At 60.0% G+C, this 13,504-nt stretch carries 9 protein-coding genes; 5 read left to right on the top strand and 4 right to left on the bottom strand.

Features of this window, described 5'->3' with window-relative positions; translation table 11 throughout:
* Positions 1-47: 47 nt before the first annotated feature.
* Positions 48-896: a porin family protein gene (locus ACQ4WZ_RS26300; RefSeq protein WP_133989082.1), complete on the top strand. Its 849-nt coding sequence runs from the start codon at positions 48-50 to the stop codon at positions 894-896.
* Between the two features lie 6 nt (positions 897-902).
* Here ACQ4WZ_RS26300 and ACQ4WZ_RS26295 read toward each other — a convergent pair whose 3' ends face one another.
* Complete coding sequence (locus ACQ4WZ_RS26295; protein WP_436574841.1) at positions 903-1,409, bottom strand: hypothetical protein; 507 nt, start codon at positions 1,407-1,409, stop codon at positions 903-905.
* 255 nt (positions 1,410-1,664) lie between these two features.
* Between ACQ4WZ_RS26295 and ACQ4WZ_RS26290 the strand changes: the two genes are divergently transcribed.
* The 3 genes from ACQ4WZ_RS26290 to ACQ4WZ_RS26280 all read left to right on the top strand — a co-directional run bounded on the left by ACQ4WZ_RS26290 (position 1,665) and on the right by ACQ4WZ_RS26280 (position 6,776).
* Positions 1,665-2,576: an ABC transporter ATP-binding protein gene (locus tag ACQ4WZ_RS26290; RefSeq protein ID WP_101483178.1), complete on the top strand. Its 912-nt coding sequence runs from the start codon at positions 1,665-1,667 to the stop codon at positions 2,574-2,576.
* A 9-nt stretch (positions 2,577-2,585) separates the two neighbouring features.
* Positions 2,586-6,167 carry a M1 family aminopeptidase gene (locus ACQ4WZ_RS26285; RefSeq protein ID WP_436574840.1) on the top strand — a complete coding sequence of 1,194 codons (3,582 nt, stop codon included), beginning with the start codon at positions 2,586-2,588 and terminating at the stop codon, positions 6,165-6,167.
* A gap of 192 nt (positions 6,168-6,359) precedes the next feature.
* Positions 6,360-6,776 carry a hypothetical protein gene (locus tag ACQ4WZ_RS26280; RefSeq protein ID WP_436574839.1) on the top strand — a complete coding sequence of 139 codons (417 nt, stop codon included), beginning with the start codon at positions 6,360-6,362 and terminating at the stop codon, positions 6,774-6,776.
* Here the strand turns inward: ACQ4WZ_RS26280 and ACQ4WZ_RS26275 are convergent.
* Both ACQ4WZ_RS26275 and ssb read right to left on the bottom strand, forming a co-directional pair.
* Complete coding sequence (locus tag ACQ4WZ_RS26275; RefSeq protein ID WP_436574838.1) at positions 6,773-7,255, bottom strand: DUF1203 domain-containing protein; 483 nt, start codon at positions 7,253-7,255, stop codon at positions 6,773-6,775. The two genes, ACQ4WZ_RS26280 and ACQ4WZ_RS26275, sit on opposite strands and share 4 nt — an antisense overlap.
* A 197-nt stretch (positions 7,256-7,452) precedes the next feature.
* Positions 7,453-7,965: a single-stranded DNA-binding protein gene (ssb, locus tag ACQ4WZ_RS26270; RefSeq protein ID WP_058050329.1), complete on the bottom strand. Its 513-nt coding sequence runs from the start codon at positions 7,963-7,965 to the stop codon at positions 7,453-7,455.
* A 381-nt stretch (positions 7,966-8,346) separates the two neighbouring features.
* Here ssb and uvrA point away from each other — a divergent pair, with 381 nt between their 5' ends.
* Entirely contained in the window at positions 8,347-11,196 is a 2,850-nt protein-coding gene (uvrA, locus tag ACQ4WZ_RS26265) for an excinuclease ABC subunit UvrA (protein ID WP_436574837.1), read from the top strand.
* A gap of 142 nt (positions 11,197-11,338) precedes the next feature.
* Here the strand turns inward: uvrA and ACQ4WZ_RS26260 are convergent, their stop codons facing one another.
* Positions 11,339-13,210, bottom strand: coding sequence for a phosphoenolpyruvate carboxykinase (GTP) (locus tag ACQ4WZ_RS26260; protein WP_436574836.1), 1,872 nt, complete (start codon positions 13,208-13,210; stop codon positions 11,339-11,341).
* Positions 13,211-13,504 lie beyond the last annotated feature (294 nt).

The raw sequence follows: 13,504 nt of genomic DNA, 5'->3' as shown, positions 1-13,504 counted from the left end.
CGCCCCAGCGTCGCGGCCCACCTATCATCTTTCCGAGGAGTAGTCCCATGTTTGTTACGCCCGTCCCCGCCCGCCTGTCCCCACCCCGTTTGCGCCATCTCGCCTTGCGCGGGAGCATGATGCTGGGCGTGCTGGGCATTGCCACGGCGGCCGCCACGGCGCGGGCCGAGCCATCGCCCACCCTGGACCGCGTCAGCATTTCGGTAGGGGCGTTTTCCGCCGATCCGCGCATCAATATCGGCGCCGATACACAGTTTGGCCGCATCGACGCACCCGAATCAAAGCCCAGCCATACCACCATCCCGCGCATCAAGGCGGACTTGCTGATCGGCGACCGCCATGGCTTGGCATTCGACTACTACCGCTACGACAAATCCTACACGCCAAGCCTGACCGGCGAGACCATCATCAATGGCCAGCCCGTCACGGGCACGGCCACGGCGAATGCGGATTTGAAACTGGACCTGGCCAAGCTGGCCTATAAATGGTGGCTGGGCAGCGGCAACGACACCTTCGGCATCGGCCTGGGCGCCGCCTACTACCATGCCAACCTGAACGGCACGGCCACCGGCGTGGTAAATGGCGAAACGGCCACGGCGCGTGATTCCATCGGCGAGCACGCGTTCGCGCCCCTGCTGGAAGTGGGCTGGCGCCACGCCTTCACACCGGACTTGCGCATGTATGCGGAAGCGTCGGGCATCAAGAAAAACGGTGGGCGCATCAACGGCCACATTTACGGCGGTAATGTCGGTGTGGAATGGTTTCCGTTCAAGAATATCGGTTTCGTGGCCGATTACGGCATCTCGAAAATCAAGCTGCACCGCGACAGCGAACGCGATGCCGACCTGAACATCCGCCTGACGGGACCGTCGGCATATGTGAAAGTACGCTTCTAAACCGGTTCAGGCCGCCGGTTTCAGCAAAGTTAGCTGAAACTGCGGCAGGCTGGCATCGTCCCATGCCTCGACCCTGGCAAACGGCAGGCGCGCAAACGCCTGCCGCCAGAATGCATTCGCATGCGCATCGGCGCGAAACGTGGCCACCAGCCACGTCTGCGCGCTGCCCAGCAGCACCCGGCGCACCACTTCCAGCGCCACGCCCCGGCGCCGGTATTTCTTCAGAATAAAAAAGTCGCTGAACTCCTGCACGGCCCGCCCGCCCGCCATGCCGGGTTCCGTGATGAAAAAGCCCGCCAGTTCGCCATCGACCTCGATCCAGCTGGCCGTATGGCCGGCTGCGTGCACATACGACGCCAGCCCCGCGTCGCACACGTCGTAGCGACCGTCGGCCAGCAGCGCCTCGCCGCTCCAGGCCGAATTATCGTAGCAGTACGGCTGGAACAGCTGCGCCAGCGCTCCCTCTTCGCCGGGCGCAACGGCGCGCAGTGTCATGTTCTGTACTGCCGGCATAATTTCGTCTTTCCGCCACTTGGCGTCGCTGAGTTGGCGAGTGTAGCACCGCGTCACTCATCCCTCCCACCTGCATTTCAGGCCTGAATTTTCGCCCTTTATCGCAAAAACATTAATTTTCTCCCAATTGGTTATATATTATTGTTTTTAAGTAACATCCGCCATCGCGGCTGAAAAACAAGGGTGATCCCCTTCCTCAGACCGGCAGACAGGTATCTGCCGGCTTTCATACCCAAGCTCTGGAGAGTGCTGCACATGCTATCGATCAAACAGCTGAACAAAACGTATGCCAATGGCGTCAAGGCCATCAACGATGTCAGCCTGGAGATTCCCAACGGAATGTTCGGCTTGCTGGGACCGAATGGCGCAGGCAAGTCCTCGCTGATGCGTACCATTGCCACTTTACAAGATCCCGATAGCGGCAGCATCCATTTCGATGGCGTCGATGTGCTCAAGGACAAGGCAGGCCTGCGCCGCCAGCTGGGCTATCTGCCGCAGGATTTCGGCGTGTATCCGAAGGTCAGCGCGGAAACCTTGCTCAACCACTTTGCCGTCTTGAAAGGTTTGACAGAAAAGGGCGCGCGCAAGGAAGCCGTAGAAGCCTTGTTACAGCAAACCAATCTGTGGGAAGCACGCAAGCGCAACCTGGGCACGTATTCGGGCGGCATGCGCCAGCGCTTCGGCATCGCCCAGGCGCTGCTGGGCGCGCCGCGCCTGGTGATCGTCGATGAGCCCACTGCCGGCCTGGATCCGGACGAGCGCAACCGCTTCCTGAACCTGCTGGCGAAGATCGGCGAGCAAGTGGTGGTGATTCTGTCGACGCACATCGTCGACGACGTGACGGACCTGTGCCCGCGCATGGCCATGATCGTCAAGGGGCAGGTGCTGGTGCAGGGCGAGCCGCAGGCGGCCATCGACACCTTGCACGGCAAGGTCTGGCGCCGCAGCGTCACGACGGAAGAACTGGCGCAGTACCAGCAAACCTTGAACGTGCTGTCGACGCGCCTGGTGGGCGGCAAGCCGCAAATCAATGTGTTTGCCGACAGCCAGCCCGACAGCGGCTTCGTGCAGATCGCCGCAGACCTGGAAGACGTGTACTTCCTGCACGTGCGCAATGCTGCCCGCCACAGCGCCGCCGCGCCGGCCGCAATCGCAGTCGCAGCGTAAGGGGCCGCCATGTGGAAGGAATTTTTCAAGTTTGACCTCGGCTATCAGCTGAAACAGCCGCTGCTGTGGGTGTTTGCCGTCATCATGGCCCTGATGGCCTTTGGCGCTACCACCAGCGACTCGGTGCAGATCGGCGGCGCCATCGGCAACGTCAACCGCAACGCCCCCACCGTGGTGGCGCAGATGCTGGGCATCTTCAGCCTGCTGGCGATGCTGCTCGTCACCGTCTTCATCGCCGGCGCCGTGCTGCGCGACAGCGAAGTCGGCATGGCTGACATGCTGTTCGCCACGCCCATGCGCAAGTGGGACTACCTGTTCGGCCGTTTCGCCGCCGGCTTTGCCGCCTGCCTGGTGATCTTCATCGCCATTGCCCTGGCCACCATGCTCGGCCCCGTCATGCCCTGGGTCGATGCGCAGCGCGTGGGCGCCTTCTCGCTGCACACTTACGCCTGGAGCTTTGCCGTCATCGTCATCCCGAACCTGCTCTTCATCGGCGCCCTGCTGATGTTGCTGGCGGCCACCACGCGCTCGATGATGCTCGTGTACGTGGGCGTGCTGGGCTTTTTCGTGCTGTGGGCCATGGCCGGCGTATTTACGCGCGACATCAACAATGAATGGTATGCCGTCCTGCTCGACCCTTTCGGTTTGCGCGCCTTCGGCCGCATGACGCGCTACTTCACTGCCGCCGAGTCGAATGCCACCCTGCCGCCCCTGTCCGGCTACCTGCTGGCCAACCGCGCCCTGTGGCTGGGCATCACCGCCGTGCTGTTTGCCGCCACCGTGTTCCTCTTCAAGCCGCAGCGCACGGGCACTGGCAAGCGCCTGTTCGGCAAGCACAAGGCACAGGCGGCCGCGCCGGCCGTCGCTGCGCCGCTGCACCTGCCGCGCAGCATCCCCACGTTTACCCCGGCGACAGCCTGGCGCCAGTGGTGGCAAATCCTGCGCTTCGACGCGGCGGGCGTCTTCAAGAGCCTGCCCTTTCTCGTCATGCTGCTGTTCGGCATCATCAACCTGATCGCCGGCTCCAGCGTGGCCAAGAACATGTATGGCACGGCCGTGTATCCGATGACGCATCTGATGTTGCAAAGTATCAGCAACAGCTTCAGCTTCCTGTTGATCATCATCGTCACTTTCTATGCGGGCGAACTGATCTTCAAGGAGCGCCAGGTGAAAATCGCCGACGTCAGCGATGCCATGCCAGTGCCCGGCTGGGTGCCCCTGCTGGCCAAATGCACGGCCTTGGTCGGCGTCATCGCCGGCTACCTGCTGGCGGGTGTTGTCACCGCCATCGGTTTCCAGCTTTACAAGGGTGGCGCGCCCGTGGAGCTGGGGCTGTACCTGAAAGGCACCTTGCTGGGCGCCCTCTTCTTCGTGCTGATGGGCTTGTGCGCCCTCACCCTGCAAGTGTTGTCGAATAACAAGTTCATCGGCTATTTGCTGGTAATCCTGCTGATGGTGGCGCAAGCCGTGCTGGGCATGCTGCACCTGGAGCACAATCTGTACGCCTTTGGCGGCATGCCGGCCATCAAGTATTCGGACATGAATGGCTATGGCCACTTCCTGACGGGCTGGGCCTGGTTTGCGCTGTACTGGAGCTTGTTCACTGTGGCGCTGGTGATGCTGGCGCAGGCATTCTGGGTGCGCGGCCTGTCCGCCGACTGGCGTGCGCGCATGCGTCTGGCGGGGCAGCGCCTGAACGGCCGTGCCGGCGCCGCGCTGGCCGCAGTCCTGCTGTGCTGGGCGGGCACGGGTGGCTGGATCTTCTACAACACGAACGTGCTGAACCAGTACGAACCGTCGAACATCGGCATGGACAAGCAGGCCCGCTACGAGAAATTGTACAAACAATACAAGGACTTGCCGCAGCCGAAGATCACGGATGTCCAGGCCGGCGTGGATATTTATCCTGAGCAACGTAAAGTGTTGATCAAGGGCCACTACGTGCTGCAGAACAAGGCCGCACAAGCGCTCGACACCCTGCGCATCCAGCTCAACCCGGACCTGGAAACGCACTGGTTGAACTTGCCTGAGCATAAGGTGATGCTGGACGACAAGGAGCTTGGCTTCAGCATCCTCAAGCTGGCCCAGCCCCTGGCGCCGGGCGCCACCCTGCCGCTGGACTTCACGGTGGCGGTCACGCACCAGGGTTTCACCAACGACGGCGCGCCGGACCAGGTCAACCTGAACGGCACCTTCTTCAATAACCAGAGCTTCTTCCCCCACTTCGGCTATGCGCAGCACATGGAATTGACGGATCGCAACGAGCGGCGCAAGCGCGGCCTGGGCGAACCGCAGCGCATGGCCAAGCTGGAAGACAAGTCGGCCTACGGCAACACCGTCTTTGGCAATGAAGCGGACTGGATCAATTTCGACACCACCGTCTCCACCAGCGGCGAGCAGATAGCGCTGGCGCCTGGCTACCTGCAGGCAAGCTGGGAAAAGGATGGCCGCCGCTATTACCGCTACAAGATGGACCAGCCGATGATGCCGTTCTTTGCCTACCTGTCGGCGCGCTGGGAAGTCAAAAAAGGCGAGTGGCACGGCTTGCCGATCGAAATTTACTTCGATAAAAAGCATGGCTACAACACGGATCGCATGATTACCTCCGTGCAAAAGTCGCTCGACTATTACAGCACCGAGTTCACGCCCTACCAGGCCAAGCAGGTACGCATCCTGGAATTCCCCGGCTACCAGAGCTTCGCGCAGTCTTTTGCCAATACCATTCCATATTCGGAGGGCATCGGCTTCATCGCCGACCTGCGCGACAAGGATGATATTGACTACGTGTTTTACGTCACGGCCCATGAAATGGCGCACCAATGGTGGGGCCACCAGGTCATCGGCGCCAACGTGCAGGGTGCCACCATGCTGATGGAATCGCTGTCGCAGTACTCGGCGCTGATGGTGATGGAAAAGGAATACGGCCGCGAAAAAATGCGCCGCTTCCTGCGCTATGAACTGGACCGCTACCTGAGCGGGCGCGGCGGCGAAGCCATCGAGGAACAGCCGCTGGCGCGCGTGGAAGGACAGCAATACATCCACTACAACAAAGGCAGCCTGGTGTTCTACCGCCTGCGCGACGAAATTGGCGAGAAAGCCCTGAACCGCGCCCTGAAACGCTATCTGCAGGACAAGGGCTACCAGCAGGCTCCCTTCACCACCCCCCTGGAACTGCTGGCCTACATCCGCGCCGAAGCGCCGCAGGACAAGCAGGCACTGATCACGGACCTGTTCGAGAAAATCGTCTTCTACGACAACCGTGTGACGCAAGCGTCGGCCGTGCAGCGCAAGGATGGCCAGTGGGATGTCACCATGAAGCTGCATCTGGCCAAGCTGGAGTCCGACGGCAAGGGCAAGGAAAGTCCGCGCGCCTATGACGAGCCGGTGGAAATCGCCATCTTCGCGCGACCTGTGGGCGGCAAGGAAAAGGATGAAAAAGTCCTGTTCACGGACAAGCGCGTGTTGTCAGGCAGCGACCCGGTCATCACCATCACGGTGAAGGACAAACCGTTCGAAGTGGGCGTCGATCCGTACAACAAGATGATCGATCGCGTCTCACGCGATAACCGCAAGGAAGTCAGTGTGAACTAAGGCTTCAATGCAACCTTGATCCAACGCAAACCGGTCGCGCATTCGATGAGTGCGCGACCGTTTTTTTATGTGCAATCAAGCCGGGGGATACCGGCCGTGCACGCTGCCGTACAAGCGCATGACAGCAGCTGGCGTAAGATAGACGGCACGGCCATCGCCTGGTTTTGATCCACCTTCATAGGAAAATTTCATATGCTGCATCTTCACCTGCCCATCCGCACCAGCCTGCTGCTGGCGGCCCTCGTCTTTACAACGCCCGCCTGGAGCGCCGATCCTGTCCACAAGGAAAACGTCGAATTGACGGCGGGAAAAAACGCGCACAGCGTGAAAGGCAAGATCAAGGGCTACGCCACGGCCGAGTACACCTTGACTGGCAAGGCTGGCCAGACTCTCAGCGTTAAGCTCAAGACCAATCAATCATCGAATTACTTCAACATCCGCCAGGCAGGCCAGGATGAAGCCCTGTTCATTGGCTCGACCAGCGGCAACAGTTTCCAGGCGCAACTGCCGGCCGATGGCGAGTACACGGTGCAGGTGTATTTGATGCGCAACGCGGCGCGCAGGAATGCGGTGGCCAGCTACAGCCTGGAGATGGGCTTGCGCGATTAAGCCAGGGAGCGGCCAACGCGGTCGATGCGGCCAGCATAACAACCCCGCTTGGCATTGTGGACGTGGATATAACTGACGTCTGCATTGCCGAATAATTGGACAATGACGGCTTCCACGCCGGTGCCGTTCACTACCTCGGCATCGAGCATCATGCCGTCGGCGGAATAGGCGCGCAGCGACAACAAACGCCGCCGCATTGATTCCGGCACTTGATTGATGGCATCGTACGCTTGCCTGCTGCCCTCGCGCACAAAAATGGCGTGGGAAGCCCGGTAGGGCGTCATGGCGGGCTGGCACACATGATTCAATAGCAGCACGGTCTCGCCAAGCTCGGCGTCCACCAGCGCTATGCGGTCAGGAAATCCGGGGTGTTGGTCGACCACGTAGCGCCGCATGCCGAGCACCGTTAACTCGGCATCGGACAGGGGAAAAAGGGACAGAAAAGGCTCGGGCGACAGCCCCGTAATGCGAAAATCCATGCTGTTCTCCGGCGTCGTCAAAACCACCATCAGACCCGTATCCGGACAACGCCGCTATCCGCTTCTTGCTATGGAATGTGAGCATGCGTCCCGGAATGCTTTACAGCGCGGCTGAACGTAAAAAAAGAGCCTGCATCAATGAAGACGCAGGCTCTTTTATCGACAGTATCTGACAGGAATACGTCAGCGCGGCGTACTTAGAACGGAATATCGTCATCCATATCCGAGAAGTTCGGTGCTGGCTTCGGTGCCGGGCGTGGTGCCGGGGCCGGAGCTGGACGCGGGGCTGGCGCCTGGCGCGGGGCCGGGGCGTCGTAGCCGCCACCACCGCCGCCGTAGCTGTCATCGCCACCACCGGCGTCGCCGCCCATGCCGGAGCGACCGCCCAGCATTTGCATCTGTTCCGCGATGATGTCGGTTGCGTACTTCTCGACGCCGTCCTTGTCCGTATATTTACGGGTTTGCAGGCGGCCTTCGACGTAGACGGACGAGCCTTTTTTCAGGTATTGGCCGACGATTTCCGCCAGGCGGCCGAAGAACGAGATACGGTGCCACTCTGTCAATTCTTTTTGTTCGCCCGTATTGCGGTCCTTCGATTTGTACGAAGTGGCCACGGCGATGTTGGCGATCGCGTCGCCGCTAGGCATGTAGCGGATTTCCGGGTCACGGCCCAGATTGCCGACGATGATGACTTTGTTGACTGATGCCATGAATAACTCCTGATGAACTGCAGCGGGAGCCGGTGTCCCGCGCGGTAGTTTAGTGTACTAAACGAGGATTATAAGCGACCACGCGGCGCAAAGCACCCGCTTTCTGGCGGACGCCATCTCTCGTGCGGCAGCACGTTTTTTTCACGGCAAGGGAAAACAAGAAACTTGAATACTGGTATTATATACAGTGTTTAAACGTCTGCACGCATCTGTATCAAACTTTGTCGGGGCACGTTCGCCTGGCGGCGCAATCCGCCCATGGACGCCTCAGGCATGCAGAGCAAAACCCGGCTATAGTAACAGGTTGACCCGTTGTGGCTCCTCATCTGCACCCAGGCACAATGCGCCGGCCGCACCACTCACTGAAAGCAAGGCAATCACATGGAACAGATCCGCATTCGCGGTGCTCGCACGCATAACCTCAAGAATATCAATCTCGATTTGCCGCGCAATAAGCTGATCGTGATTACCGGCTTATCCGGCTCCGGCAAGTCTTCGCTGGCCTTCGACACCTTGTACGCGGAAGGCCAGCGCCGCTATGTCGAGTCGCTGTCGGCCTATGCACGCCAGTTCCTGCAACTGATGGAAAAACCGGATGTCGACCTGATCGAAGGCCTATCCCCCGCCATCTCCATCGAACAGAAGGCAACTTCGCACAACCCACGCTCGACGGTGGGCACCGTGACGGAAATCCACGATTACTTGCGCCTGCTGTACGCGCGTGTCGGCACGCCCTACTGTCCCGATCACCCGGAAAACGCGCTGGCCGCCCAATCCGTGTCGCAAATGGTCGATGCCGTGCTGGCCATGCCGGAAGACACCAAGCTGATGATACTTGCGCCCGTCGTCGCCAACCGCAAGGGCGAGCACGTGGACCTGTTCGAGCAGATGCAGGCGCAGGGCTTCGTGCGCTTCCGCGTGCAGAGCGGCACGCATGCGGCCAAGATCTATGAAGTCGATGACCTCCCGAAATTAAAGAAGACGGAAAAACACACGATCGACGTCGTCATCGATCGCGTCAAGGTGAACCAGGAAATCAAGCAGCGCCTGGCGGAAAGTTTCGAGACGGCCCTGCGCCTGGCCGATGGCCGCGCCATCGCCTACGAGATGGATACCGCCCAGGAACACGTGTACTCCAACAAATTCGCCTGCAATGTGTGTGGCTATTCCCTGCAGGAACTGGAGCCGCGTCTGTTTTCGTTCAACAACCCCATGGGCGCCTGCCCGGAATGCGACGGCCTGGGACACATCGAATTCTTTGACCCGAAACGCATCGTCGCGTTCCCGAATCTGTCGCTGGCCTCTGGCGCCGTCAAAGGCTGGGACCGCCGCAACCAGTTTTACTTCCAGATGCTGTCGAACCTGGCCGCGTTTTACGAGTTCGACCTGGACATGCCGTTCGAGCAACTGGCATTGAATGCCCAGCAAGCCGTGCTGTACGGTTCCGGCAAGCAAGTGATTCCGTTTACCTATGTCAACGAACGGGGCCGCACTGTCATCAAGGAACACACGTTCGAAGGCGTGGTCAACAATCTGCAGCGCCGCTACCGCGAGACGGACTCGATGGCCGTCAAGGAAGAACTGGCCAAGTTCATCAATGAAAAATGCTGCCCCTCATGCGATGGTGCGCGCCTGCGCGTGGAAGCGCGCTTCGTCAAGGTCGGCACAGGCAAGCAGCAGCGCGCCATCTATGAAGTGGCGGGCAAACCGCTGCGCGAAACGCTGGAATTTTTCGAGAAGCTGAAACTGACGGGCGCCAAGAAAGAGATCGCCGACCGCGTGGTCAAGGAAATCATTTCGCGCCTGAAATTCCTCAACAATGTGGGCCTCGATTACCTGTCGCTGGACCGCAGCGCCGACACGCTCTCCGGCGGCGAAGCACAACGCATCCGCCTAGCCTCGCAAATCGGCTCCGGTTTGACGGGCGTCATGTATGTGCTCGATGAACCGTCGATCGGCTTGCACCAGCGCGATAATGACCGCCTGATCGAAACGCTGAAACACTTGCGCGACATCGGCAACAGCGTACTGGTGGTCGAGCACGATGAAGACGCCATCCGCACGGCCGACTACATCGTCGACATGGGCATCGGCGCGGGTGTGCACGGCGGCGAAATCATCGCCGAAGGCACGCTGCAAGACATTCTCAAAAACAAGAAATCGCTGACGGCGCAATACCTGAACGGCAAGCTGAAAATCGCCGTGCCAGCCAAGCGTCACGCCAGCAATCCGGAGAAGCAGTTGCTCATTACTGGCGCGACGGGCAACAACCTGAAAAAGGTATCGCTGAGCTTGCCGGTGGGCTTGATGACCTGCGTCACGGGCGTGTCCGGCTCGGGCAAATCGTCGCTCGTCAACGATACCCTGTATCCGGCCCTGTCGCGCCATTTATACGGTTCGCAGACGGAACCGGCGCCGCACGAATCGATCAGCGGCCTGGAGCACTTCGACAAGGTCATCTCCGTCGACCAGGCGCCTATCGGCCGCACGCCGCGCTCCAATCCCGCCACCTACACGGGCTTGTTTACGCCGATCCGCGACTTGTTCTCCACCGTGCCGACGGCCAAGGAACGGGGCTACAGCGCGGGCCGCTTCTCGTTCAACGTCAAGGGCGGACGCTGCGAAGCGTGCCAGGGCGATGGCGTGATCAAGGTCGAAATGCATTTCCTGCCCGACGTCTACGTGCCGTGCGACGTGTGCCATGGCAAGCGCTACAACCGCGAAACACTGGAAGTGCAATACAAGGGCAAGAACATCACGGAAGTGCTGGGCATGACGGTGGAAGAAGCACATGTATTCTTCAAGCCCGTGCCCTTGATCGCGCGCAAGCTGCAAACCCTGCTCGACGTGGGCCTGGGCTACATCAAGCTGGGCCAGAGCGCCACCACCTTGTCCGGTGGCGAGGCGCAGCGCGTGAAATTGTCGCTGGAACTGTCCAAGCGCGACACGGGCCGCACCCTGTACATCCTCGATGAACCGACGACAGGCTTGCACTTCCACGATATCGATTTGCTGCTGAAAGTCATCCATCGCCTGCGCGACCAGGGCAATACCCTCGTCATCATCGAGCACAACCTCGACGTCATCAAGACGGCCGACTGGATCGTCGACCTGGGCCCGGAAGGCGGCGCCGGCGGCGGGCAGATCATCGCCACGGGCACGCCGGAAGACGTGGCCCTGAACCCGGCCAGCGTGACGGGCAAGTACCTGGGGCCGCTGCTGAAGCAGTAACGACGGCAGCGCAATAAAAAACGGCGCGGATTGCTCATGCAATCCGCGCCGTTTCTCTTTTTGATAGCACCCCAGTCATTGCCGGCGTGTCATTTATCGCACGCCAGTCTTTGCCGGCGTGTTTCTCCCCCACTACTAAACTTTATGCACTCAGCCGCTTTTCCAGCGCAGCCTTGTTATCTGCCAATTCTTGCGGCAGATGATACGCGAGTTTTTCAAACAACTCCGTATGCAATTTCAATTCTTCCAGCCACGCCGCCTTGTCGATCGAAGTGATGGTATCGAACTGTTCTTGCGTGAACGGCAAGCCATCCCAGTTCAGGTCGCCATACTGCGGCGTCGTGCCGAACAGGTTTTCCACACCGCCGGCCTTGCCTTCGATGCGTTCCAGCATCCATTTCAGCACGCGCATATTGTCGCCAAAACCAGGCCAGACGAACTTGCCTGCCTCGTCCGTACGGAACCAGTTGACGCAGTAGATCTTCGGCAGGGCGGCAGCGTTAACTTTACCTACTTTGACGCCCATGTCCAGCCAGTGCTGGAAATAATCGCTCATGTTATAGCCGATAAACGGCAACATGGCAAATGGATCGCGGCGCACGACACCCATTTGGCCCACGGCAGCGGCCGTCGTTTCGGAACCCATGGTGGCAGCCATGTAGACGCCTTCGACCCAGTTGCGCGCTTCCGTTACCAGCGGTACGGTGGTGGAGCGGCGGCCACCGAAGATGAAGGCCGAGATCGGCACGCCGGCCGGATCGTCCCAGGCCGCATCAATCACCGGATTTTGCGTAGCAGCAACAGTGAAGCGCGCGTTCGGGTGCGCCGCCTTGGTGCCGGACCCCGGCGTCCAGTCCTTGCCCTGCCAGTCGATCAGGTGGCTTGGTGCTTCTTTCGTCAAGCCTTCCCACCAGACATCGCCATCGTCCGTCAGCGCCACGTTGGTGAAGATCGTGTTATCGCGCATGGAGGCCATGCAGTTGTAGTTGGTTTTCTCGTTCGTGCCAGGCGCCACGCCGAAGTAGCCCGCTTCCGGGTTGATGGCGTACAAACGGCCATCGGCGCCTGGCTTGATCCAGGCAATATCGTCGCCGATGGTGGTCACTTTCCAGCCGTTAAAGCTTGCTGGCGGGATCAGCATGGCAAAGTTGGTCTTGCCGCAGGCCGATGGGAACGCCGCCGCAACGTAATGCTTCTTGCCTTCGGGCGATTCCACACCGAGGATCAGCATGTGTTCAGCCAGCCAGCCCGGGTTGCTGTCGGACGCTTGCGCTTCCTGGTAACCCATGTTCGAGGCGATGCGCAGGGCGAAACATTTCTTGCCCAGCAAGGCGTTGCCGCCGTAGCCCGAACCGAAAGACCAGATTTCGCGCGTTTCCGGGAAGTGCACGATGTACTTGGTGCTGTTGCAAGGCCATTTCACGTCGGCCTGACCGGCTGCCAGCGGTGCGCCCACGCTGTGTACGCACGGCACGAACTGGCCATCGGTACCCAGCACGTCGTAGACGGCACGGCCCATGCGGGTCATGATCTTCATGTTGACGGCGACATAGGGCGAGTCGGACAGTTCCACGCCGATGTGCGCGATCGGCGAACCCAGCGGGCCCATCGAGAATGGCACGACGTACATGGTACGGCCACGCATGCAGCCATCGAACAGGCCGTTCAGGGTGTGGCGCATCTCGCCAGGCTCGGTCCAGTTATTCGTCGGGCCAGCCGCTTCTTTCGTTGCCGAGCAGATATACGTGCGGTCTTCGACGCGGGCCACGTCGCTCGGGTCGGAGCAGGCCAGGTAGGAATTCGGGCGCTTTTCCGCATTGAGTTTTTTCATGGTGCCGCTGGCAACCATTTCGGCGCACAAGCGCTCGTACTCTTCTTGCGAGCCATCGCACCAGTAGATGCGCTCCGGCTTGGTCAGCGCGGCAATGTCGGCCACCCAGTTGATCAGTTTCTGTTGTTTAATATAAGCTGGGACGTTGAGTGCGGCGACGCCACCCATGACGGGCTGATTCATATTACCTCCAATACCAATAAAAGAAATTCTGGTCATTCCGGCAAGACAGGCAGCATCGTTGAGAGGTGGCTGCGGCTCACTGCGGGCGGGATGCTCACGCTGGCAGGGCTCTGGTGTCGTTTACCTGGATCATGCACCCAGGTAGCAAGAACAGTTTGCGCTTTAACTATACTCAGGAAGCTTCAAAAGTGCCGGCGATTGTACACCCGCCAATCAGCTATTCTCGCAAAAATGTAGGAGAATAGCTTGACTAATGTAGTAGGCTATTCAGCATTTCCCGTATCCTGTTATTTC

Source organism: Janthinobacterium darwini (genome assembly GCF_051380905.1).
Taxonomy (GTDB): domain Bacteria; phylum Pseudomonadota; class Gammaproteobacteria; order Burkholderiales; family Burkholderiaceae_D; genus Janthinobacterium.
The sequence above is the reverse complement of the archived record's forward strand: the minus strand, read 5'-3'. Positions and strand labels throughout refer to the sequence as shown.